This window comes from Polynucleobacter sp. es-GGE-1 (genome assembly GCF_018882005.1).
Lineage (GTDB): Bacteria > Pseudomonadota > Gammaproteobacteria > Burkholderiales > Burkholderiaceae > Polynucleobacter.
Map to the genome: position 1 here is coordinate 93,371 of NZ_JACVPE010000005.1, position 22,848 is coordinate 116,218.

Annotated in this window: 20 protein-coding genes; 15 read left to right on the top strand and 5 right to left on the bottom strand. The window is 46.8% G+C overall.

Translation table 11 applies throughout. The features are described 5' to 3' along the window. Positions 1-18 precede the first annotated feature (18 nt). The 5 genes from ICN35_RS04665 to proC are packed head-to-tail and all read left to right on the top strand — an operon-like array spanning position 19 to position 5,543. The gene (locus ICN35_RS04665) at positions 19-1,524 is read left to right on the top strand and encodes an FAD-linked oxidase C-terminal domain-containing protein (protein WP_255535709.1); all 1,506 of its coding nucleotides are present in this window, start codon (positions 19-21) and stop codon (positions 1,522-1,524) included. Then, positions 1,524-2,669, top strand: coding sequence for a glycolate oxidase subunit GlcE (gene glcE, locus ICN35_RS04670; protein WP_216124686.1), 1,146 nt, complete (start codon positions 1,524-1,526; stop codon positions 2,667-2,669). The genes ICN35_RS04665 and glcE overlap by 1 nt, the downstream gene beginning before the upstream one ends. 8 nt (positions 2,670-2,677) lie before the next feature. Then, positions 2,678-3,955 (top strand): glycolate oxidase subunit GlcF, encoded by a 1,278-nt coding sequence (glcF, locus tag ICN35_RS04675; protein ID WP_216124688.1) that lies wholly within the window; start codon positions 2,678-2,680, stop codon positions 3,953-3,955. Then, the gene (locus ICN35_RS04680) at positions 3,952-4,677 is read left to right on the top strand and encodes a YggS family pyridoxal phosphate-dependent enzyme (protein ID WP_216124691.1); all 726 of its coding nucleotides are present in this window, start codon (positions 3,952-3,954) and stop codon (positions 4,675-4,677) included. Before glcF ends, ICN35_RS04680 begins: the two co-directional genes overlap by 4 nt. Then, a complete protein-coding gene (proC, locus tag ICN35_RS04685) occupies positions 4,674-5,543 on the top strand; it encodes a pyrroline-5-carboxylate reductase (RefSeq protein ID WP_216124693.1) in 870 nt (289 codons plus the stop codon). Before ICN35_RS04680 ends, proC begins: the two co-directional genes overlap by 4 nt. A gap of 1 nt (position 5,544) precedes the next feature. On the opposite strand, the gene ubiA is transcribed toward proC, so the two are convergent. Further along, on the bottom strand, positions 5,545-6,408 hold the full coding sequence (gene ubiA, locus ICN35_RS04690) for a 4-hydroxybenzoate octaprenyltransferase (protein ID WP_216124695.1): 864 nt from the start codon (positions 6,406-6,408) through the stop codon (positions 5,545-5,547). Between the two features lie 8 nt (positions 6,409-6,416). Next, positions 6,417-8,483 carry an ATP-dependent DNA helicase RecG gene (recG, locus tag ICN35_RS04695; protein WP_216124697.1) on the bottom strand — a complete coding sequence of 689 codons (2,067 nt, stop codon included), beginning with the start codon at positions 8,481-8,483 and terminating at the stop codon, positions 6,417-6,419. 30 nt (positions 8,484-8,513) lie between these two features. Between recG and queA the strand changes: the two genes are divergently transcribed. The 5 genes from queA to secF all read left to right on the top strand — a co-directional run bounded on the left by queA (position 8,514) and on the right by secF (position 14,037). Continuing rightward, a complete protein-coding gene (queA, locus tag ICN35_RS04700) occupies positions 8,514-9,560 on the top strand; it encodes a tRNA preQ1(34) S-adenosylmethionine ribosyltransferase-isomerase QueA (RefSeq protein ID WP_216124700.1) in 1,047 nt (348 codons plus the stop codon). Further along, entirely contained in the window at positions 9,557-10,714 is a 1,158-nt protein-coding gene (gene tgt / locus ICN35_RS04705; RefSeq protein ID WP_216124702.1) for a tRNA guanosine(34) transglycosylase Tgt, read from the top strand. Before queA ends, tgt begins: the two co-directional genes overlap by 4 nt. Before the next feature lie 133 nt (positions 10,715-10,847). Then, entirely contained in the window at positions 10,848-11,174 is a 327-nt protein-coding gene (yajC, locus tag ICN35_RS04710; protein ID WP_216124704.1) for a preprotein translocase subunit YajC, read from the top strand. 25 nt (positions 11,175-11,199) lie between these two features. Further along, positions 11,200-13,059: a protein translocase subunit SecD gene (gene secD / locus ICN35_RS04715; protein ID WP_216124706.1), complete on the top strand. Its 1,860-nt coding sequence runs from the start codon at positions 11,200-11,202 to the stop codon at positions 13,057-13,059. A 3-nt stretch (positions 13,060-13,062) separates the two neighbouring features. Then, complete coding sequence (secF, locus tag ICN35_RS04720) at positions 13,063-14,037, top strand: protein translocase subunit SecF (protein ID WP_215295772.1); 975 nt, start codon at positions 13,063-13,065, stop codon at positions 14,035-14,037. A 24-nt stretch (positions 14,038-14,061) separates the two neighbouring features. Here secF and ICN35_RS04725 read toward each other — a convergent pair whose 3' ends face one another. After that, complete coding sequence (locus ICN35_RS04725; RefSeq protein ID WP_370625658.1) at positions 14,062-15,399, bottom strand: 3-deoxy-D-manno-octulosonic acid transferase; 1,338 nt, start codon at positions 15,397-15,399, stop codon at positions 14,062-14,064. Positions 15,400-15,401: 2 nt separating this feature from the next. Next, a complete protein-coding gene (purB, locus tag ICN35_RS04730; protein ID WP_216124708.1) occupies positions 15,402-16,781 on the bottom strand; it encodes an adenylosuccinate lyase in 1,380 nt (459 codons plus the stop codon). Positions 16,782-16,876: 95 nt separating this feature from the next. Between purB and ICN35_RS04735 the strand changes: the two genes are divergently transcribed. Next, positions 16,877-17,491, top strand: coding sequence for a glutathione S-transferase (locus tag ICN35_RS04735; protein WP_216124709.1), 615 nt, complete (start codon positions 16,877-16,879; stop codon positions 17,489-17,491). A gap of 15 nt (positions 17,492-17,506) precedes the next feature. On the opposite strand, the gene mnmA is transcribed toward ICN35_RS04735, so the two are convergent. Continuing rightward, positions 17,507-18,619 (bottom strand): tRNA 2-thiouridine(34) synthase MnmA, encoded by a 1,113-nt coding sequence (gene mnmA / locus ICN35_RS04740; protein WP_216124710.1) that lies wholly within the window; start codon positions 18,617-18,619, stop codon positions 17,507-17,509. A 180-nt stretch (positions 18,620-18,799) separates the two neighbouring features. Here mnmA and ICN35_RS04745 point away from each other — a divergent pair, with 180 nt between their 5' ends. The 4 genes from ICN35_RS04745 (at position 18,800) to ICN35_RS04760 (ending at position 22,785) form a co-directional block, all read left to right on the top strand. Continuing rightward, positions 18,800-19,930, top strand: coding sequence for a Re/Si-specific NAD(P)(+) transhydrogenase subunit alpha (locus ICN35_RS04745; RefSeq protein ID WP_216124711.1), 1,131 nt, complete (start codon positions 18,800-18,802; stop codon positions 19,928-19,930). Positions 19,931-19,956: 26 nt separating this feature from the next. Then, complete coding sequence (locus ICN35_RS04750) at positions 19,957-20,298, top strand: proton-translocating transhydrogenase family protein (RefSeq protein ID WP_216124712.1); 342 nt, start codon at positions 19,957-19,959, stop codon at positions 20,296-20,298. Between the two features lie 29 nt (positions 20,299-20,327). Then, positions 20,328-21,695, top strand: a complete 1,368-nt coding sequence (locus ICN35_RS04755; protein ID WP_216124714.1) for an NAD(P)(+) transhydrogenase (Re/Si-specific) subunit beta — start codon at positions 20,328-20,330, stop codon at positions 21,693-21,695. Between the two features lie 112 nt (positions 21,696-21,807). Then, a complete protein-coding gene (locus ICN35_RS04760; protein ID WP_216124716.1) occupies positions 21,808-22,785 on the top strand; it encodes a tripartite tricarboxylate transporter substrate binding protein in 978 nt (325 codons plus the stop codon). Positions 22,786-22,848 lie beyond the last annotated feature (63 nt).

Consider the following 22,848-nt stretch of genomic DNA (forward strand, 5'->3'; position numbering starts at 1 on the left):
TATAGGTAAATGGCTAAAATGGTTGTCATGAATATGGTGACCCCGCCCCCCGATCTTGCTGCGATTAGCGCCCTTCAGTCCAAACTGGTTTCGGCTCTACGCCCAATCCTCCCAGAACATGCCCTCCTTTGGGAGCCTGAAGACACCATTCCCTATGAATGTGATGGTTTAGCAGCCTATCGGCGTATGCCCTTAGCTGTTGCCCTTCCAGAAACGGAAGCGCAAGTAGCCCAAATTCTGAAGATTTGCTCTGAGATGCAAATCCCAGTAGTGCCTCGGGGATCTGGTACCGGTCTGTCTGGGGGAGCCATGCCGCTTTCTCAAGGTCTTGTACTTTCGCTAGCGAAGCTCAAAAAGATCATCAGCATCGATCCATTTACTCGAACTGCAGTGGTTCAGCCGGGCGTTCGTAATTTGGCAATCTCAGAAGCAGTAAGTCATTTAGGTTTGTATTACGCTCCAGATCCATCATCTCAAATTGCTTGTTCAATTGGAGGCAATGTCAATGAGAACTCTGGGGGAGTGCATTGCCTTAAATATGGCTTGACTCTTCATAACGTCTTGCGTGTTCGTGGCGTTCTCATGAATGGCGAGATCGTAGAGTTCGGTAGCTTGGCTCCAGATTCTCCTGGCCTAGATTTACTCGCGATTATTCTAGGTAGTGAAGGGATGCTAGCGGTTGTCACGGAAGTCACTGTGAAGTTAGTTGCTAAACCAAAACTAGCCCGCGTGATCATGGCTAGCTTTGACGATATTGAGAAAGGTGGCAATGCTGTTGCGGCAATCATCGCTGCCGGCATTATTCCTGCAGGTCTTGAGATGATGGATAAAGCCACCACTCGTGCAGTAGAAGAATTTGTGCATGCAGGCTATGACCTAGAGGCTGCAGCCATTTTGCTTTGCGAATCTGATGGCACGCCTGAAGAAGTCGCCGAAGAAATTGAACGCATGACTAAAGTGCTTGAGCAATCTGGTGCTAGTGGTATTAGGATCTCCAAAGATGAGACTGAACGCTTGAAGTTTTGGAGTGGTCGCAAGAACGCCTTTCCCGCTGCTGGTCGCATTGCTGCTGACTACTACTGTATGGATGGCACGATTCCGCGTCGTCACATTGCAACTCTGCTAAAGCGTATTCAAGGCATGGAAGCCAAATACGGTCTTGGCTGCTTAAACGTATTTCATGCGGGTGACGGCAATATGCACCCTCTCATTTTGTTTAATGGTGCAGATGAAGAAGAGTGGCATCGCGCAGAAGAATTCGGCACCGAAATATTAGAAGCTTGTGTTGAGCTCGGTGGCACAATTACAGGCGAACATGGTGTGGGCATTGAAAAAATTAATTCGATGTGCGTGCAGTTTGGCGAAGGTGAGCGCGAATCTTTCTGGGGTGTCAAAGCAGCATTTGATCCTGAAAAACTTCTGAATCCTGATAAGGGCATCCCAACACTGAGTCGCTGCGCTGAATATGGCCGCATGCGCATTAGTGGAGGCAAACTACCGCATCCGGAACTGGAGCGCTTCTAATGTCCAGCTCCAACAGCCAGATTGAAGCATTCCGCGAACAAGTCCTGAACGCAGCAAAAAATAAAGTGCAACTATCCATTGAGGGCGGCGGTTCGAAAGCTTGGTATGGCAACCCAAATCAATTTACAAAATTAAATACGCGCAGCTATTCCGGTATTTTGGAATATCAGCCTGAAGAGTTGGTGATTACCGCTTGCGCTGGTACCCCTCTGCAAGAAATTGAAGCAGCTCTCGAGGAAAAAAATCAGGTACTCGCCTTTGAGCCACCTCACTTTGGTGAGCATGCTACTTTTGGCGGTGCGATTGCTGCAGGGCTCGCTGGTCCTGGTCGCATCAGCGCCGGTAATTTCCGCGACTTTGTTTTAGGCGCCCGCATTCTAGATGGCAAAGGGCAAGATCTTTCCTTCGGCGGCAAAGTCATGAAGAATGTTGCAGGGTATGACATTTCTCGCTTACTACCTGGATCTATGGGTACATTTTCTTTATTACTAGAAGCGTCAGTTAAGGTATTACCAAAACCTGCTGCAACAGCAACACTACGTTGCCAACTCTCTCAAGAGAAAGCGTTGAAAGTTCTGAATGAGTTGGCAGGACAACCTTTTCCTCTCTCAGCTAGCTGCTGGATTGGGAATAGCAAAGATGGAGATGGCGAACTGACGATTCGCCTAGCAGGCGCTGCAGCTGCGGTGAAAGCTGCCATTCCTTTAATGAGCTCTCTAGTGCTTGCCAAGGAAATGGATCCTGAAACAGCTGAGCTTTTTTGGAAAGATTTACGTGAGCAAAAACTTGCAGCATTTACCAATCTTGGCGTAGACCAAACTCTCTATCGCTTAGCGCTTCCAGCAGCCTGTGGCCCACTTGCAGTGCCCAACTCCAGCGATGATCTCGTGCTGGAGTGGCATGGGCAACAACGCTGGATGAAAGCTGCTGGTGATGAAGCTACATTTACCGCCATTAAGCAATTGGCTAATAGTCATGGTGGTAATGCAACGCGCTTCAGGCAGGGTAGCAAGGTTAATCCCTCTTTTGAGCGCTTCACCTTGCTGAGTGAGCAAGCGTACTCTAAAGCTCTTGAAGCAGTACAAGCACGCCTGAGATCTGCATTTGATCCAGCTGGTGTATTTGCCACTAACCGTCTTCCATAAGTATTGCTATGTATACTCAACTTGCCCCTCAATTTGCCAATACACCAGAAGGTATAGAGGTAGCGCGCATTCTTGGTAATTGTGTTCACTGTGGTTTTTGTACTGCCACTTGCCCAACCTATCAAATACTGGGTGACGAACTCGATGGTCCTCGCGGTCGCATCTACCTCATCAAGCAAATGGCTGAAGGGCAAGCGCCGACCGAGAAGACCCGCTTACATTTGGATCGCTGCTTAACATGCCGTAACTGCGAAAGCACTTGTCCTAGTGGTGTGCAATATGGCAACTTGGTAGATATTGGTCGTAAATGGGCAGAAGAAAATACTCCCGAGCGCCCCCTAGGCGAGCGCCTTACTCGTTGGGCTCTCAAGGAAGGCTTAACCAAGCCAGCCTTGTTTAATTCCGCGATGGCATTAGGTCGTTTAGTGCGCCCCCTCATGCCAAGTAGCGTTAAACGCAAGATTCCGCTCGCTAAAAATAAAGCCTTAGATCAAACAACTGATCCTTATGCAAGACCCGGCACACAACATACGCGCAAGATGCTGATTCTGGAGGGATGCGTTCAACCTGGCATGCTACCCAACATCAATTCAGCAACAGCAAGAGTATTAGATGCACTCAAGATTCAACTCATCAGCGCTCCCAATGCAACTTGTTGTGGTGCGCTGCGCTATCACCTAAATGATCAATCAGGTGGACTAGAGAATGCCAAGCAAAATATTGATGCTTGGTGGCCCCTCGTTGAGCAAGGCGTTGAAGCAATCGTAATGACTGCATCTGGATGTGGTGTGATGGTCAAAGATTATGGCCATCTCTTGGTGAACGATTCTTTATATGCTACCAAGGCAAAAAAGATTTCTGAGTTAGCTAAAGATATTGCGGAGATTTTGCCTTCATTACAAAATGAGCTAGTTCAACTCATTGGCGCGGATCAAAAACCAGGCGTGGTCTATCACCCGCCTTGTACTTTACAGCATGGCCAACAAATACGCGGCAAAGTTGAAGGCTTGCTTTCTGGCTTGGGAATTGGTGTGCGCTTGTGTAGTGACAGCCACCTTTGCTGTGGCTCGGCTGGAACCTACTCAGTCACTCAGCCAGAGCTCTCGGAACAATTACGCAAGAACAAACTGACCCACCTAAATGTAGCATGTGAAGAATCTGGTGCACAAATCATTGTTTCTGGAAATATTGGGTGCATTGCCCACCTCCAACAAGACGACACACCAGTGCTTCACTGGATTGAGATCGTCGATCAACTGATTAGCAAATCATCTAAGGCCCGATGAATTCAATTGTTGTTAATCTCATGCAGGTTCGGCAGCGCATTGAACTTGCAGCCCTAGCTGCAAAACGTGAGCCTGAAGAGATTGAACTCTTGGCGGTTAGCAAAACCTTTCCAGCATCTGCCATTGAAGAAGCGATGCATGCAGGTCAATCGGCTTTTGGTGAAAACTATGTCCAAGAAGGCGTTGAAAAAATTATCCAGCTTGAAAAGCTACGTCCTTGGCTGGTGTGGCATTTTATTGGACCACTCCAAAGCAATAAAACCAGGGAGGTCGCTGAGCACTTTGATTGGGTGCATAGCATAGATCGGCTCAAAATTGCAGAGCGCCTATCAGCGCAGCGAGGAGAGTTTCCGCACTTGGCAGAATTACAAGTTTGCGTACAGGTCAATGTCAGCGAAGAAGATAGTAAAAGTGGTATTCCGCTCGCAGATGCACAGGCTCTTTGCGACGCCATCAGCAAATTACCAAACGTGATCCTGAGAGGCTTAATGGCCATCCCAGCACCCAACCCAGATCCCAAGATTCAGCGGGAGGCATTTGCTGCCGTCCGCGCTTGTTTTCAAAGTATTCAAGCGAGTCATTTGGTTGATCCAGGCTATCAATTCTTCGACACCTTATCCATGGGGATGTCCGATGATTTAGAGGCAGCCATAGCCGAAGGCAGCACCATGGTTCGTATTGGAACTGCTATTTTTGGGAAGCGCGATAAGATTAGCAAATGAGCCAACAAAAGAACCTGCAAAAGAATAGTAATGCACACATCACCTTTATTGGTGGTGGCAATATGGGTCGCGCCTTAATTAGCGGTCTATTGGCAAATGGGTTTGAATCTAAGCAAATTTCAGTGGTTGAAACAAATGCAAGCACTGCCTTAAAGCTATATGAAGATTTTGGTGTTCAAGGTATCGGTGCCCTGGAACAAATTGCATTCGATTTTTCAAAAAATAATGTAGTGGTTATGGCCATCAAGCCACAAGACTTTAATGTCGTTGCCAAAAACTTAGCCTCCAAACTCAAACATGCCAGCGCACCTGGCCCACTGATTCTGAGTATTGCTGCAGGCATTCGACTCAAAGATATGAGTCGCTGGCTCGACCATACGCGTTGCGTGCGCGCTATGCCCAACACGCCTGCTCTGATTGGTAAAGGCATCACAGGTTTATTTGCAGATGCTGCAGTCAATGCATCTGATCGCGACCTAGCAGAAACGATTTGTAATGCTGTTGGTCAAGCGGTTTGGGTTTCTGAAGAAAAATTGATGGATGCTGTAACAGCAGTCTCTGGTAGCGGCCCTGCTTATGTGTTTGCATTTTTGGAAGCCATGCAATCCGCTGGCGAAAAGCTGGGGCTTGACGCACAAACTGCTCGTCAATTAGCTTATGCGACCCTCGAAGGCGCTACCCAGCTAGCGCACAACTCCGATGAGCATGCTGGCATCTTACGTGAACGCGTCACTTCCAAAGGCGGCACAACTGCAGCTGCACTTGAGGTCATGCAGCAGCATGGCTGGCATGAGATCTTGGAAAAAGCGATTGATGCAGCAAGTCAGCGTGGCAAAACGATGGGCGATGAATTAGGTAAAAACTAGCTTAGTGAATACTGAGTCCCAACACAATTCCCAAAAATAAAAATCCGCCCAACCAATTGTTGTGACGGAAAGCTAAAAAACATTCTTCTCGTCCTCTAGTAGAGATGAGTTTAAGGTGATACATTGAGCAGCCTAAAGCTATGAACCAGCCGACTAAAAAATAATTGCTTAAGTCCGCTAGTTGCGCCACCCAAAGTTGACTTACAAACAAGATGCCATAACTTACAGCGATTGCTAGCACGTCATACTTTCCGAAAGTAATCGCCGAAGTTCTCAGACCTAAACGCAGGTCATCATCTCGATCGACCATTGCGTATGCCGTGTCATAGGCAATGGCCCAAAAAATATTCCCCACAAACAAGACCCACGCTTCCAAAGGAATGAAATCCAAAATCGCTGCATAAGCCATGGGAATCCCAAAACCAAATGCAATCCCTAGCACAGCCTGCGGCATGGCAAAGAAGCGTTTGGTGAATGGATAAACAAAGGCTACCAATAAGGCGAGTACTGAGAGTTGCTTAGTAAAAGTATTGAGGGGTTGAATCAGTAAAAAAGCAATTAGGGCCAAGCTAGCCGCTACAGCAACCGCTTCTTTCCCAGAAATTTTTCCACTAGTGACAGGACGCCCTTTCGTTCTCTCAACATGACGGTCAAAGTCACGATCTGCATAATCGTTGATGGCGCACCCCGCACTACGCATCAGAAACGTACCGACTATAAAAATAAACAAAATGGTCAAATCCGGAATGCCCGAGCTTGCCAACCACAGCGCCCATAAAGTGGGCCATAAGAGCAAGAGCGTACCAATCGGCTTATCTAGGCGGATTAAGTAGGCGTAAGCTTTAAGACGTTCAGTGCGTGGCATAGCCAGAATTATGCCTTCAGAAACTCTGCTCGAGAGCCTAGCCAACGCTCTAAATGACGCTCAACGATATCAGCATGGTCTGCCAGCAAACGTTCTGCTGCCTGCTGAGCCAAATCAATCAGCCAAGCGTCGCGTTGCAAGTCTACAAAGCGCAACATGGCATCACCAGATTGCTTTGCACCCAACAGCTCACCAGGACCCCGAAGAGATAAATCGCGCTCGGCAATCACAAAACCATCAGAGGTCTCGCGTAGAGTTTGTAGGCGCTCTTTAGCTGCTAAAGACAAAGGTTCTGCATACATCAAAATACATACTGAATCCGCAGAACCTCGGCCTACGCGCCCGCGCAACTGATGAATCTGGGCATAACCAAATCGTTCAGCGTGCTCAATCACCATTAAGGCCGCATTAGAAACATCAACACCCACTTCAATCACGGTGGTTGCTACTAGCAATTGGATTGCATTGGCTTTAAATGCTGCCATCACTGCTGCTTTTTCTTCTGCCTTTAAACGTCCATGTACTAGACCGACTTTAAATTCTGGCAAGGCCTGAGTGAGCTGCTCAAAACTTTCCACAGCTGTTTGTAATTGCAAAGCTTCTGATTCTTCAATTAAGGGGCAAACCCAATAAGCTTGCAAACCTCTAGAGAGCCAGCTTTGTAGACCACCAATCACTTCATCACGACGGGTAGCCTTCACAACTTTGGTAGTAATTGGCTTACGCCCTGGCGGCAACTCATCAATTACGGATACATCTAAATCAGCGTAATAGGTCATTGCTAAAGTACGAGGAATGGGTGTGGCAGACATCATCAACTGATGGCAGTAAAATAATTCAGAGCCTACCCGTTGCTGAATTTCTAAACGCTGACGCACTCCAAAACGATGTTGCTCATCTATCACCGCTAAACCTAATTTAGCAAAACTTACATTCTCCTGAATCAGTGCATGCGTACCAATAATGAGTTGAGCGCCACCACTCTCAATCATTTCTTGCGCTAATCTTTTTTCTTTTGCTTTTAAGCTACCTGATAACCAGGCAACTTGAACTCCCAAAGGCTCAAACCACTCTTTCATCTTCAGATAATGTTGCTCAGCTAATATCTCAGTAGGCGCCATCACTGCTGCTTGATAGCCATGATCTATGACACGCGCTACTGCTAAGGCGGCCACGACTGTCTTACCACTACCAACGTCGCCCTGAAGAAGGCGATTCATCGGAAATGATTTGGATAAGTCATGACCAATTTCATCCCACACACGTGTTTGGGCAGTGGTTAATTCAAATGGCAAAGCCTTCAGCAATCCTACTTCAAGACTCTGAGCCTTTTCAGCTTGTTTAAAGCTCGGTGCATGACGCTCTTGACGAATGGCATGTGCACGCTTTAAAGAAATTTGTTGGGCAAGGAGTTCTTCAAACTGTACGCGGCGCCATGCAGAATGGGTCCGCTCTAGTAAAGCCTGTGTATCAGCATCTGCTGGTGGTTGATGCAAATAGGTGATTGCAGACTGTAAGTTAGGCCAATCGTTACTGGGCAGTAATTCAGCCATCAGTTTTTGAGGTAAAAACTCGGCCAAACTCTCATGCAAACTTGGATCACGTAATGCCTGAGTGACCGCCTTACGAATTGCAGCTTGTGATACTCCAGCGCTTGCTGGATAGACTGGCGTCAAACTGGTCGGCAGTGGTGTATCTGGAGTGACCGCTCGCACAGTTGGATGAACTATCTCGGGACCTTGAAAGCCCTCGCGCACCTCTCCTCGCACACGAATATGAGCGCCTACTGCCATTTGCTTTTGCTGACTTGGATAAAAATTCAAAAACCGTAGCTGCAAAGTTGCAGAGTCGTCTTCAATAGTGACAAGCATCTGCCGTCTAGGTCGAAAAAGGACTTGATTTCTAATCACTACGCCCTGAGTTTGTACCGAGTGAAAGCGCCCTTGAATCAAGCCTTCTTCGATAGTACATAACTCTGTCTCATCCTCATAACGGGATGGAAGATGCAAAGCAAGGGCCATTGGGCTGTCTAAACCCATTTTTTGGAGTGTGTTTGGCGCTGGCTTAGTGGTCATCGTTAAAATCTAATACCTGATGGTAATGCTATGCAACTCTCCGACTTCAATTACGAACTCCCAGCCGAACTAATCGCCCAACATCCCTTGGCGAATAGAACCGACAGCCGCCTGCTTGAGCTCAAGCTTGATGGGGGAAATCATATCCATTTAATAGATCGTCAGTTTAAGGACATTCTGAGCCTATTTAAGCCAGGGGACTTATTAGTATTTAACGATACCAAGGTCATTCCAGCTCGACTACACGGCAAAAAAGAGACGGGAGGCAATGTCGAGCTCCTGATCGAGCGTATTAGCGGCGATAAACAAGCCTGGGTCCAGATCAGGGCATCCAAAGTTCCTAAGACTGGATCTATTGTTCATATCCATAACCAGGCTGGCGAGAGCTTTCCTGTTGAAATGATTGGCTACGACGGACGCTTTTATGAAGTTCGCTTTCCAGAGAATGTATTTGGATTGCTTGAGCGTTTTGGTGAACTCCCCTTACCGCCTTATATTGAGCATGAGCCCGACGGGGAGGATGTTCAGCGCTATCAAACTGTCCTTGCTAAAAATCCGGGTGCAGTTGCAGCGCCCACAGCAGGCCTGCACTTTGACGAAGATATTCTGCAGCAATTAAATAATCTGGGAGTTGAGCAGGCTACAGTTACCTTGCATGTTGGTGCTGGTACCTTTACCCCAGTTCGTGAAGAAGACCTCTCTAAACATAAGATGCACTATGAGTGGTTTTCCATTCCAGAGAAGACTTCACAAGTCATTGCAAAAACTAAGCGTCATGGTGGACGAGTCATTGCAGTTGGCACTACCAGCCTGCGCGCCCTAGAGAGCCAAGCTTTGAATGGTCAAAGTAGTGGTGAAACCAATTTATTTATTACCCCGGGCTTTCAATTTAGGGCCGTAGATTGTTTGCTAACTAACTTTCATCTGCCAAAATCTACCTTATTAATGTTGGTTAGCGCCTTTGCAGGCATGAATCATATTCGTGCTGCATACCAACACGCTATTCATCAGAAATATCGCTTCTTCAGTTATGGAGATGCCATGTTTCTGTGTCGACTTGAGAATACAAAGCCATGACCAAACCTGTTCACTTTAATATTTTGGCGCGCGACTCCCAAAGTCCTGCGCGTCTTGGTCAGCTTGACCTGCCCCATGGCAGTGTGCAAACCCCCATCTTTATGCCGGTCGGAACCTATGGCACTGTAAAGGCGATGACTCCGCGTGACCTCAATGAAGCCAAAGCACAAATCATTTTAGGAAATACTTTTCATCTTTGGTTGAGACCAGGTTTAGATGTCATCAAAAAACATGGCGGCTTACATCGCTTCATGGCCTGGGATAGGCCCATCCTGACTGACTCAGGTGGCTTTCAAGTATTTAGCTTAGGCGCATTGCGCAAGATCTCTGAAGAAGGCGTGACCTTTGCCTCCCCAATTAATGGTGACAAGCTGTTTATGTCTCCAGAAGTTTCAATGGAGATTCAGGCGGTTTTAAATAGTGATATTGCGATGCAATTTGATGAATGCACACCTTATGAGATCAAGGGTCAGCCTACCTCTGAGAAAACAGCGCGTGCCTCACTCGAAATGTCACTGCGTTGGGGAGATCGCTCACTCAAACGTTTTAGAGAACTTAATACAGGTAATGGGCTCTTTGGGATCGTGCAAGGTGGCATGTTTGAAAATTTGCGGGAATTTTCTTTAGACGCTGTGAGTCAGCAAGGTTTTGATGGCATTGCCATTGGTGGTTTATCTGTTGGAGAGCCAAAGCCTGAGTTTGAAAGAATTCTCAATTTCACAGCACCCAAATTGCCGGAACATATGCCTCACTACCTCATGGGGGTAGGAACTCCTGAAGATCTCATCTTGGGCGTAAGCCTAGGAATTGATATGTTCGATTGCGTCATGCCTACTCGCAATGCTCGTAATGGCTGGCTATTCACGCGTTTTGGCGACCTTAAATTACGCAATTCTGGCTATAAGGACGATGATCGCCCGCTTGACCCCACATGCGCTTGCTATACCTGCCAAAACTTCACTCGCTCCTACTTAAATCATCTACAAAAAGCGAATGAAATTTTAGGCTCACAGCTCAATACCATCCATAACCTCACTTATTACCTTCAACTGATGACCGAGGTCAGGGAAGCCCTCAGCAAGGATCGATTTAGCGCCTATCGCGAGGAATTCCACGCCAATCGCCAGCGGGGCGTCGAGCCTGGGCAGGATTAATCACCCTAAGAGGGGCATTGACCCCTTCAAATCACCTCTAAAGCCCCATACCGTTTAGAATTGCGGGTTTACGGCTTCTTTTTAAGGCCTAAAAATAAAGCAGTTTCCAATTGGTAATTAACGGAGGTTTTGTATGTGGATTAGTAATGCTTTTGCTCAGGCTCCAGCCGCGGGCGCAGATGCAGGTGGCTTAATGAGCTTCCTTCCTTTGGTGTTGATGTTTGCAGTGTTGTACTTCATCATGATTCGCCCACAAATGAAGCGTCAAAAAGAAACCAAGGCAATGCTTGAGGCTCTAGCAGTTGGCGATGAAGTGCTCACTGTTGGCGGCATTTTTGGCAAAGTAACAGCGCTAAAGGATGATGCAGTCACTGTTGAGATTGCTGCTGGCACACAAGTGCAAATGCAAAAAGGCGCTATCACCACAGTCTTGCCTAAGGGCACCCTGAAGTCTGCTTAATACGTTTGTTTAAAAGTATCTCGATATGAATCGCTACCCTCTCTGGAAATATATAGTTATCGCTGTTGCATTACTGATTGGCGGACTGTACTCATTACCTAATTTCTATGGTGAGGCGCCAGCGGTTCAAGTCTCGTCCGCCAAACCAACCATCAAGGTTGATTTGGCGACACAGTCTCGAGTTGAAAAGATCCTGACTGATGCTGATATCAAGAGCACTGGGATATTTTTTGAGAGCACTGGTAATGTAGGCTCCATCAAAATTCGCTTTAACAATACTGATATTCAATTACGTGCACGAGATCTCTTGCAGCAAAAATTGAATCTTGATCAAAATGATCCTAATTACACAGTTGCATTAAACCTTTTATCCAATACACCTGGCTGGTTAAATGCAATTAACGCCCTTCCAATGCCCCTAGGTCTGGACTTGCGCGGTGGCGTCTATTTCCTTCTTCAAGTCGATATGAAGGGTGCAGTACAGAAGAAAGTGACTTCTTTAGCGACCGATATCCGCAGTCAATTGCGAGATAAAAATATCCGTCACCAAGGCATTGATCGCGGCTCAGATTCTATCTCCATTAATTTTGGCAGCACTGCAGATGCCGATGCTGCGCGTTCGATATTGATGACTTCTCAACCAGAGCTCATTTGGCAAGTGAAACCAACTGGGCTTTCACCAAAATTAGTTGGTGAATTTAAACCAACAGCCTTAAAAGAAATTCAAGACAGCGCTGTTAAGCAAAATATTATTACCTTGAATAAGCGTGTCAATGAGTTGGCAGTAAAAGAGCCGGTCATTCAACAGCAAGGTGCTGAGCGTATCGTGGTACAGCTACCGGGCGTTCAAGATACCGCACGTGCCAAAGATATTATTGGTCGTACAGCAACCTTAGAATCTCGCCTTGCCGATCCAATCGTTTCTTCGATTGGTCTTGGCGAAACGCCTCCTCCAGGCATGGATACCTTCCGCTTTGGTGAGAACCGCTTAGGTGTATTTAAAAAATCCGTGATTTTTAGCGGTGATCGCATTACTGACGCTAGCGCTGGCTTTGATCAAAACCAACGCCCTGCGGTCAATATCTCCTTGGATGCTGCTGGTGGTCGAGTGATGCAAGAAGTCACTCGTGAAAACATCGGCAAACCCATGGGCATGATTTTGTTTGAAAAGGGTAAGGGTGAAGTTCTCACGATTGCAACCATTCAAGGCGAATTTGGTTCTAAATTCCAAATTACCGGTCAACCGACTACTGAGAGCGCTAATGATTTGGCCCTTCTTCTGCGCGCTGGCTCTTTAGCGGCTCCAATGGAAATTATTGAAGAGCGCACTATTGGACCAAGCTTAGGCGCTGAGAATATTGAGAAGGGCTTCAAGTCTCTCTTAATTGGATTTGCTGCAATCGCGATTTTCATGATGGCTTACTACTTATTATTTGGCACTTTCTCAGTCCTTGCTTTGGCTGTGAACTTGCTATTGTTGATTTCTGTACTGTCGATGCTGCAAGCCACTCTCACCTTACCGGGTATTGCGGCGATGGCATTGGCACTCGGTATGGCTATTGACTCCAACGTGTTAATTAACGAACGTATTCGCGAGGAGTTGCGTAACGGCGCACCTCCACAAACTGCGATTGCCGTTGGCTTTGATAAGGCTTGGGCAACCATCTTGGACTCTAACGTGACGACCTTGATCGCTGGCTTAGCGCTCCTTGCCTTTGGTTCTGGCCCCATCAAAGGCTTTGCAGTAGTTCACTGCTTGGGCATTCTGACTTCAATGTTCTCGGCTGTCTTCTTCTCACGCGGTCTTGTCAATCTTTGGTACGGCAGAAGCAAGAAGACTCAAAAACTCGCGATCGGCCAAGTTTGGCGTCCACAGGGGAAATAAGCCATGGAATTTTTTCGAATCAAAAAAGATATTCCATTCATGCGCCATGCATTGGTGCTCAATGCAATATCTTTGATTACCTTCTTAGCAGCAGTTTTTTTCCTTTGGCAAAACGGCCTTCATCTTTCGATTGAATTTACCGGCGGTACGGTAATGGAAGTTGCCTATCCTCAAACTGCTCCGCTAGAGTCCATTCGCTCTAAAGTCGAAAAACTGGGATATGCAGATAGCCAAATTCAGAACTTTGGTAGTTCACGTGATGTGATGATTCGCTTGCCTTTGCAAAAAGATGCTGAGGGCAAACTGATTTCCTCTGCAGACCAAAGCAATGCTGTGATGCAAGCGCTTGACCCAGCGACTTCTGGAGTGAAGCTGCAACGTGTTGAATTCGTTGGTCCGCAAGTCGGTCAAGAATTAGCGATTGATGGCTTAAAAGCCTTGATATTTGTGATTATTGGCATCGTGCTGTATCTCTCCTTCCGCTTTGAGTGGAAGTTTGCTCTTGCCGGCATCATTGCAAACTTACATGATGTGGTGATCATTTTGGGCTTCTTTGCTTTCTTCCACTGGGAGTTCTCGCTCTCCGTATTGGCGGCCGTCCTCGCAGTTCTAGGCTACTCCGTAAATGAGTCTGTGGTGATCTTTGACCGAATTCGTGAGAACTTCCGCAAATATCGCAAGATGAATACCCGTGAAATTATTGATAACGCTATTACCAGCACCATCAGTCGGACCGTCATTACTCACGGCAGCACCGAAATGATGGTACTTGCTATGCTCATCTTTGGCGGACCAACACTGTTCTACTTTGCCTTGGCGCTGACTATCGGTATTTTGTTTGGTATTTACTCTTCAGTCTTCGTTGCTGCTGCATTAGCAATGTGGCTTGGTGTCACTCGGGAAGATTTGGTGAAGGGCGATAAAAAGCCAGATGACAATGCTCGCAATGATGACCCGAACTTCGGAGCACGGGTTTAAGCGAAACTAGCTTTAAGCCATTTTTTATTGATCAAGAGCAGCTAAGATTCTTTTGCTTGCCCCTTGATGCTCAATTGAGTACGTCTTCGCAGCCTCACTCATCTTGGTAAGTTCTGAGGAGTTTAAGAGCAAGCTCTTTAAAGACTCCACTAAAGCAGTCGTGTCTCCCAAGAGCAAATCACCCTTGATTCGCTTTGCGGCGCCAACCGCAATTGCATCTAAAGCAGCTTGCTGAAAGTTATAGGTATACTCACCAAGCAATACTGGGCAACCAGCTGCACAAGCTTCAATGAGGTTCTGGCCACCGAAGGACAATAGGCTTCCACCCATCACCACTAAATCAGATGCGCTGTAGTACAGGGGCATCTCACCCATAGAATCGCCTAGGATCACATCTAATCCTGCACTATCTTTTGGTAAGCCAGACCACTCAGAACGGCGGCGAAACTTGAGGTCAGCAGCATGAATTTGATTAGCCACTTCGGCAAAGCGTTCTGGGTGACGGGGCACTAACAGAAGTAAAGGCTGTACTTCAAAAGCATTGCTCAGGAGCAAATCTTTCCAGGCTTTGAGAATAAGTCCTTCCTCACCATCACGCGTACTAGCAGCACATACCATGAGGCGCTTAGTAGCATGCAAATCATGTTGCCACTCTTTTCCTTGAGAAACTAGCTGAGGATCAAGGGGCACATCAAATTTCAGATTACCGGTGATGAGAACATTTTTTACACCAAGGCTGCGATAACGCTGTGCATCAAATTCGGTTTGTGCCAGAACGCCTGCAAATGCCTGGAATAAAGCACGTCCGGCCTTACCAAAGCGCTTGATTCGACGAGCACTTCTTTCTGATAAACGGGCATTAACTAAAAATAAAGGCAAGTCAATTTCGGCACAACGAAATACTACGGTTGGCCAAGCCTCGGTTTCCATAAAGAGACCAAACTTGGGCTTGAATATTTTTAAGAAATGTTCTACGCACCAACAGAGGTCATAAGGCAAATACACCTGACGAATTTGTCCTGCGGCAATCGCTTTAGCAAAGAGTTGCTTACCAGTACGACGACCATTTAAAGTCATGTGCGTGAGCAAAATAGATTCGCCCCTCGCAAGGTAGGCATCAATCAATGGTTGAGCCGCGCGAGTCTCACCAACCGAAACTGCATGAATCCAAATCGAGTCTTTGGTAATTGGTTTGTCATAACCAAAACCAAGACGCTCTGGGATGTGATGCAGATAGGCAAATGAATGGCGTGCGCGCCAAGCTAAACGGACAAAAGCCAATGGCAGCAAGAGATGCCAGAGCAGTTGATAAACAGCAAACCAGAATAGAGGACGCGCCCCGTATTCTGAATGGGAAGTCACACTCACTTTTTGAGACGTTCGGTCAATTCAACCGCCTTGCCAAGATAAGAAGATGGTGTCATCTCTAGTAAACGTGCTTTGGCATCTTCTGGAATCTTTAAACCACGAATAAAGTTTTGCAGATCCGCTTGATTGATCCCTTTGCCACGAGTCAATTCTTTTAATTGTTCATAGGGATTCTCAATGCCATAGCGACGCATCACGGTTTGTACTGGCTCAGCCAATACCTCCCAACATCCATCTAAATCAGCTGCAATCGCAGCATGATTAACTTCCAATTTGCCAAGACCGCGCAGTGCGCTGTCATAAGCCAATACGCTATGACCAAATGCAGGACCTAGATTACGCAAAACCGTTGAGTCGGTGAGGTCGCGCTGCCAACGAGAAATCGGTAACTTCTCCGCCAAGTGACGCAACAACGCATTAGCAACACCCAAGTTACCTTCAGAATTTTCAAAGTCGATAGGGTTAACTTTATGTGGCATGGTGGATGAACCAATCTCACCCGCTTTAGTGCGCTGCTTAAAGTAACCGACAGAAATATATGCCCAGAAATCACGATCCATATCCAACAGAATCGTATTCGCACGCGCAATCGCATCAAACAATTGCGCCATACCATCATGCGGCTCAATTTGAATCGTGTAGGGATTGAAAGTTAAACCGAGGCGCTTCTCAACAACGCTCTTGGAGAAATTCTCCCAATCAAAATCAGGGTAAGCAGACAAATGTGCGTTGTAGTTACCAACGGCGCCATTCATTTTGCCAAGTAATGGGGCTGCGACAATGGATTCAATTGCGCGCTCTAGACGCTTGGCAATATTGGCAATCTCTTTGCCCAGAGTACTTGGTGAAGCTGGTTGCCCATGTGTGCGCGAGAGTAATGGCACCTTGGCATGCTCAATAGCCAAATCAGTCAATACTGAAAGTACTTTGCGAAGCTGTGGCAAAAGTACTTCGTCACGCGCACCACGCAACATCAAACCATGCGAGGTATTGTTGATATCTTCAGATGTGCAGGCGAAATGAATGAACTCGCTCGCTTTTAATAAATCAGGGCGACCAGCTACTTTTTCTTTTAAGAAATATTCAACTGCCTTAACGTCATGATTGGTTACTGCTTCAATATCTTTAATACGCTGTGCATCAGCATCAGAAAAGTTTTCCGGCAAGGAAAGCAAAAAGGCTTCATCAGCGGCATTGATTTTAGGTACATCTGGGAGGCCCGCCCCCGCCAAAGCCAGCAACCAATGAATCTCCACAAAAACGCGCTGGCGCATGAAAGCAGCTTCAGATAGCCATGGACGTAAAGCGTCTAGTTTTCCAGCATAGCGGCCATCTAGAGGGGAAAGGGCATTGAGGGTAGAAAGCGGCTGACTCACGAATATTGCCTTTGCATTGGATATTTCAATAAAACCTAATTTTAATGCGTTCTGCGCCTGGGTAAACCTGAGTTTGGTTGGCTATACTGTGCCCTATGAAACTGATCGGATCCCTTACCAGCCCCTACGTACGTAAAGTACGCATCGTTTTCTTGGAAAAAAAGCTTGATATAGACCTTGAATTAGAGAATGTTTGGGCTGCAGACACCAAAATTACCAATTCCAACCCTTTGGGGAAGGTTCCGTGCCTGATTCCAGATGATGGCGAGCCAATCTATGACTCCCGCGTGATTGCAGAATATGCCGACGCCTTAAGCCCCGTCAGCAAGCTCATTCCTGCGAATAATCGTGAATGTGCGGCGGTTAAAACTTGGGAAGCCCTTGCTGACGGCGTGATGGATGCCGCTATTTTGGCTCGCCTAGAGCGCACTTGGCGCCCAGCGGACCAACAAAGCTCTGCTTGGGTTGATCGTCAAATGGGCAAAATTCAACACTCGCTACGCCAAATGTCCGAGAAACTCGGTGGGAATGCATGGTGCCATGGCAATCAAATGACCTTGGCTGATGTTGCTGTTGGATGCGCCGTTGGCTATTTGTTGCTGCGTTTTCCAGATATCAAATGGCAAGCACAATACCCAAACTTAGACCGCTTATATCAAAAATTATTACAACGCCCTTCGTTTATTGAAACTGAACCACCCGCTGCATAAATTCTTTTTTTACAATTAGGCGGAAATAATACCGCCGCCTAAACAGATATCGCCGTCGTATAAGACAGCAGATTGTCCAGGCGTTACTGCCCATTGAGCCTCTGAAAAATTTAAGCTGAAATTCAAGGGCTCAGCGCCTGGATTCAAAGTGCAAGCTGAATCTGCTTGACGATAGCGTGTCTTTGCAGAGTAATTTCCAGGAGAGGGTGCAGTGCCCGCAATCCAACTAGCATCGATGGCCTCAAGCCGATTAGCCAATAGCCACGGGTGCTCATGACCCTGAACGACATACAAGGTGTTATTGACTATATCTTTGCGCGCGACATACCAAGCATCTCCGTTGCCATCTTGGCTCCCGCCTAGTCCAATACCCTTACGCTGGCCGAGCGTAAAAAACGCTAAACCCATATGTTCACCCACTATTTTTCCTTCGGGGGTTTTAATGGGACCCGGCACGCGCGGTAAGTAGCGATTTAAGAATTCTCTGAATGGTCTCTCACCAATAAAACATATTCCAGTCGAATCTTTTTTGCGCGCGTTGTGTAAACCAATTTTTTCTGCAATCGTGCGCACTTCAGTTTTTGGAATTTCCCCCAAAGGGAATAAAACATTAGCTAACTGCTGCTGAGTTAAGCGATGCAAAAAATAGCTCTGATCTTTGGTGGCATCCAAGGCCTTCAATAATTGCACCCTGCCGCCCTCATGGCGTACTCTTGCATAGTGACCTGTAGCAATCTCATCTGCGCCCAAACTCATGGCGTGATCTAAGAAGGCCTTGAACTTAATTTCAGCATTACAAAGTACATCGGGATTAGGGGTTCGCCCTGCAGCATATTCGCGCAAAAACTCGGCAAATACCCGCTCACGATACTCGGCAGCAAAATTGACTGCCTCAACATCAATGCCGATCAAATCCGCTACAGAAACGACATCCAACCAATCCTGGCGGGCGGAACAATATTCATCGTTATCGTCATCCTCCCAATTCTTCATAAAAAGGCCAATAACCTCATAGCCCTGCTCCTTCAGCATCCAAGCAGCAACTGACGAATCTACCCCTCCAGACATGCCTATGACGACTTTCTTGGGCTTTTTAAGGGGGGTTTCAGAAGAATTAGGCTGGCTCATCAAAAAAATGCGAAAATGCTTTATAGACAGATAAACCCCATTGTAGAAGTCTCAACCAGACTTCGCATGATTTTAGGCAAAACCATAGCCGGCAGACCTGGGGTTCCAATAGATAGGTAAAACCTTCCCTGTTTATCTATAAAATAGATTCTTTATAAATTTTGCTTTTGGAGACATGCCATGCGCATAGGAGTGCCGCTGGAAACTAAATCTGGGGAAACGCGGGTTGCTGCCACACCAGAAACTGTTAAAAAATTAATTGCTCAAGGCCATACTGTTGTCATCCAAAAAGATGCTGGTGTCCAAGCAAGCCAACCTGACTCTGCTTATGTAGCCGTTGGTGCATCTATCGGTAGCGCAGCAGATGCCTTTGGCGCGGAAATTGTTCTCAAGGTGCGCGCTCCCGAAGCTGCAGAGCTGAAGCAAATGAAGTCTGGTAGCGTGCTCATTGGCATGCTCGATCCATTTGATAACGACAACATTGCTGCAATGGCTGCGCAAGGCATTACTAGCTTCTCATTAGAAGCTGCGCCACGTACAACTCGCGCACAAAGCATGGACGTCTTGTCATCTCAAGCAAATATTGCTGGCTACAAAGCCGTGATGGTTGCTGCCAATGAATATCAACGTTTCATGCCAATGCTAATGACAGCTGCTGGTACTGTTAAGGCGGCACGTGTATTGATCTTGGGTGCTGGCGTTGCTGGTTTACAAGCAATTGCAACAGCAAAACGTCTGGGTGCTGTGATTGAAGCATCTGATGTTCGTCCTGCAGCTAAAGAACAAATTGAATCTTTAGGCGCCAAGTTTGTTGATGTTCCGTATGAGACCGATGAAGAACGTGAAATTGCTAAAGGCGTTGGTGGCTATGCTCGCCCAATGCCAGAAGCTTGGATGAAGCGTCAAGCAGCATTGGTTGCAGAGCGTGCACAACAAGCTGATATTGTTATTGCCACTGCCTTGATCCCAGGTCGTAAACCGCCTGTTCTCTTGCATAGCGATACGGTTGCCAATATGAAACCAGGCTCAATTGTGATCGACTTGGCTGCTGGTAAAGGAGATAACGGTTCAGGTAACTGCCCCCTCACTCAAGCAGACAAAGTAGTTGACGTTAATGGCGTGAAGATTGTCGGCTATACCAATCTAGCAAGCATGGTAGCTGCCGATGCCTCTGCGCTCTATGCACGCAACTTGCTTGACTTCATGAAACTCATCGTCGACAAAGAAGCGAAGTTAGTGATCCCAAGTGATGATGACATCGTGACTGCCTGCTTAATGTGTCGTGATGGCCAAGCCATCCGCAAAAACTAATAGAACATTCATACTAAGGAAACATCATGGATCTCGCTGCTTTTCAAAGCATCCTCACTGTTCAAAACATCACTGTGTTTGTATTGGCTATTTTTGTTGGCTACCACGTGGTTTGGAACGTCACTCCTGCGCTACACACACCTTTGATGGCTGTTACTAATGCTATTTCTGGAATTATCATTGTTGGCGCACTCTTGCAGACGGAAGTCATCGGCGGCGATGAAATTACCCTCACTAGCGTGATTGGTGCCGTTGCGGTTTTCTTAGCCTCCATTAATATTTTCGGTGGCTTTATGGTTACCCGTCGCATGCTAGAGATGTTTAAGAAAAAAGTACCTAAAGCAAATGCGGCTGATGCAGCCAAATAAATAGAACAAGATCTATAGAGACCAAAATAATGTCAAACATAACCGCTATTTCTTATCTCATTTCGTCGGTGTTATTCATCCTCGCATTGCGTGGCTTGTCATCACCAACTACCTCACGCCAAGGCAATACCTTCGGCATGGTTGGTATGTTGCTCGCCGTCACTACTACTTTCTTCATTCCGGACTTTAAACCAGTCTTTTCGCTCATCATTGGCGCCGTTGTCGGTGGTGCCATTATTGGTACGATCGCAGCTAAACGTGTGCAAATGACCAAGATGCCTGAGCTCGTAGCATTGATGCACTCCTTTGTTGGTTTATCAGCAGTATTGATCGCGATTGCAGCAGTCTTTAATCCAGCACAAGACCATACTGGCGCGCAAAAGATTGAACTCTTTATTGGCGCATTTATTGGTGCCATCACCTTTACTGCATCAGTGATTGCTTTCGGTAAATTATCAGGCAAGGTCAGCGGTAAGCCGGTGACCTTCTCTGGTCAGCACTTACTTAATTTAGTCTTAGCTATTGCGATGGTTGGCGCTGGCATCGCTTATTACATGGGCGATAGCCATGCCGCTTTCTTGGTAATGTGCGCGATTGCCTTGGTATTAGGGGTGACCTTAATTATTCCTATCGGTGGCGCTGATATGCCAGTAGTGGTCTCCATGCTCAACAGCTACTCTGGTTGGGCAGCGGCAGGCATCGGCTTTACCTTGAACAACCCAGTATTGATCATTGCAGGTGCTTGCGTAGGTTCTTCAGGCGCAATTCTGTCTTACATTATGTGTAAAGCAATGAACCGCTCTATTGTTGCGGTATTGCTTGGTGGCTTTGGCGCTGAAGCAGCCGCTGGTGGCGGCGATGATGGTGGTCCTAAGAACTACAAAACTGGCTCCCCAGAAGATGCGGCTTTCCTAATGGAGAATGCGGATACTGTCATCATCGTTCCTGGTTATGGTCTCGCAGTTGCGCGCGCTCAACACGCCTTAAAAGAATTAACTGAGAAATTAACTCACCATGGTGTGACAGTGAAATACGCGATTCACCCAGTTGCAGGTCGTATGCCTGGTCATATGAACGTTCTTTTAGCAGAAGCTGAAGTACCATACGATCAAGTATTTGAAATGGAAGATATCAACAGCGACTTTGGACAGGCTGACGTTGTCTTAGTACTAGGTGCAAACGACGTGGTGAACCCTGCTGCTCGCACACCCGGTAGCCCCATTTTTGGCATGCCGATTTTGGAAGCCTTTAAAGCTAAAACAATTATTGTGAACAAACGCTCTATGGCTGCTGGCTACGCCGGACTAGATAATGAGCTCTTCTACATGGATAAAACCATGATGGTCTTCGGTGATGCGAAGAAGGTGGTTGAGGACATGGTCAAAGCTGTTGAGTAAGAGTAAACAATGAGTTACTTCAGAAAACCGCCTACGGGCGGTTTTTTAATGCGCTAAGATACACCAAAGAAGTGTCAACAGAATGCTTCATCACTTTATAAGTCGAGACAATATGCAAATCAAGTCAGCATTACGAGCTTTACTCTTTTCCATATGTAATCTATTGTGGATTGGGTTCGCACACGCACAAACCAACTATCCCACTCGTACTATCCAAACCATCATGCCACTTCAAGCTGGTAGCGGTGTTGATATCTTGATGCGCCCGATTGCGCAGAAAATGAGTGAGGGCTTGGGTCAAGCAATCACGATCGAGAATATTCCTGGAGGTGCAGGGTTAATTGGAACAGCCAAGGTCGCACAAAGTCCAGCTGATGGTTATGTTTTAGGTGCATTTAATGACAGCATCCTAACCATGTTGCCGAATCTTTACAAAAAGATTGATTACGATCCCGTACAAAGTTTTGCACCAATATCTGAAGTTGCTGCAATTACCTTTGTGATGGTTGCCAATCCGTCCTTTCCTGGCAACACTGCAGCAGACTTAGTGCGCATTGCCAAAGAGAAACCCGGCAAGATTGACTATGCCTCTGGAGGCAATGGCTCGCCACAACATATCGGCATGGAAATCTTCCGTCAATATACGGGCGCTCCCATTGTGCATATTCCTTATCGTGGTGCGGCTGCTGCAGTCACTGACGTCATGGCTGGCCAAGTGCCCGTAATGATTAGCGCCCTGTCTGTAGTGCTTCCCCATATTCGTGCCGGGAAGCTAAAAGTATTGGGGGTTGCCAGTAAAGCACGGTCTCCATTGCTACCCAACACACCAACAATCAACGAGAGTGTGAAAGGGTATGAGTTCTCAACCTGGGGCGCTCTGCTAGCACCCAAAGGTACTTCACCAGTCATGATTGAAAAACTAAATGAGTCTTTAGCTACCGCTCTAAAGGACCCGAAAATACGGGAACAACTCATTCAGCAAGGCTTTGAATTTGTCCCGCTTGGCCCTGATCATCTAAAAGAAATGATTGCACAGGGATTGGTGAGGATGAAAAAGGTCATCAAGGATGGCGGCATTCAGCCTGATTAATAAAGAAGAGTAAGCAATAAAAAACGCCTGGTCTTTTGAACCAAGCGTTTTTACTTCAACGAT

Coding starts and splice junctions, on each gene's coding strand:
- ICN35_RS04665 (WP_255535709.1), top strand. CDS start 19: ATGGTTGTCATGAATATGGTGACCCCGCCCCCCGATCTTGCTGCGATT.
- glcE (WP_216124686.1), top strand. CDS start 1,524: ATGTCCAGCTCCAACAGCCAGATTGAAGCATTCCGCGAACAAGTCCTG.
- glcF (WP_216124688.1), top strand. CDS start 2,678: ATGTATACTCAACTTGCCCCTCAATTTGCCAATACACCAGAAGGTATA.
- ICN35_RS04680 (WP_216124691.1), top strand. CDS start 3,952: ATGAATTCAATTGTTGTTAATCTCATGCAGGTTCGGCAGCGCATTGAA.
- proC (WP_216124693.1), top strand. CDS start 4,674: ATGAGCCAACAAAAGAACCTGCAAAAGAATAGTAATGCACACATCACC.
- ubiA (WP_216124695.1), bottom strand. CDS start 6,408: ATGCCACGCACTGAACGTCTTAAAGCTTACGCCTACTTAATCCGCCTA.
- recG (WP_216124697.1), bottom strand. CDS start 8,483: ATGACCACTAAGCCAGCGCCAAACACACTCCAAAAAATGGGTTTAGAC.
- queA (WP_216124700.1), top strand. CDS start 8,514: ATGCAACTCTCCGACTTCAATTACGAACTCCCAGCCGAACTAATCGCC.
- tgt (WP_216124702.1), top strand. CDS start 9,557: ATGACCAAACCTGTTCACTTTAATATTTTGGCGCGCGACTCCCAAAGT.
- yajC (WP_216124704.1), top strand. CDS start 10,848: ATGTGGATTAGTAATGCTTTTGCTCAGGCTCCAGCCGCGGGCGCAGAT.
- secD (WP_216124706.1), top strand. CDS start 11,200: ATGAATCGCTACCCTCTCTGGAAATATATAGTTATCGCTGTTGCATTA.
- secF (WP_215295772.1), top strand. CDS start 13,063: ATGGAATTTTTTCGAATCAAAAAAGATATTCCATTCATGCGCCATGCA.
- ICN35_RS04735 (WP_216124709.1), top strand. CDS start 16,877: ATGAAACTGATCGGATCCCTTACCAGCCCCTACGTACGTAAAGTACGC.
- mnmA (WP_216124710.1), bottom strand. CDS start 18,619: ATGAGCCAGCCTAATTCTTCTGAAACCCCCCTTAAAAAGCCCAAGAAA.
- ICN35_RS04745 (WP_216124711.1), top strand. CDS start 18,800: ATGCGCATAGGAGTGCCGCTGGAAACTAAATCTGGGGAAACGCGGGTT.
- ICN35_RS04750 (WP_216124712.1), top strand. CDS start 19,957: ATGGATCTCGCTGCTTTTCAAAGCATCCTCACTGTTCAAAACATCACT.
- ICN35_RS04755 (WP_216124714.1), top strand. CDS start 20,328: ATGTCAAACATAACCGCTATTTCTTATCTCATTTCGTCGGTGTTATTC.
- ICN35_RS04760 (WP_216124716.1), top strand. CDS start 21,808: ATGCAAATCAAGTCAGCATTACGAGCTTTACTCTTTTCCATATGTAAT.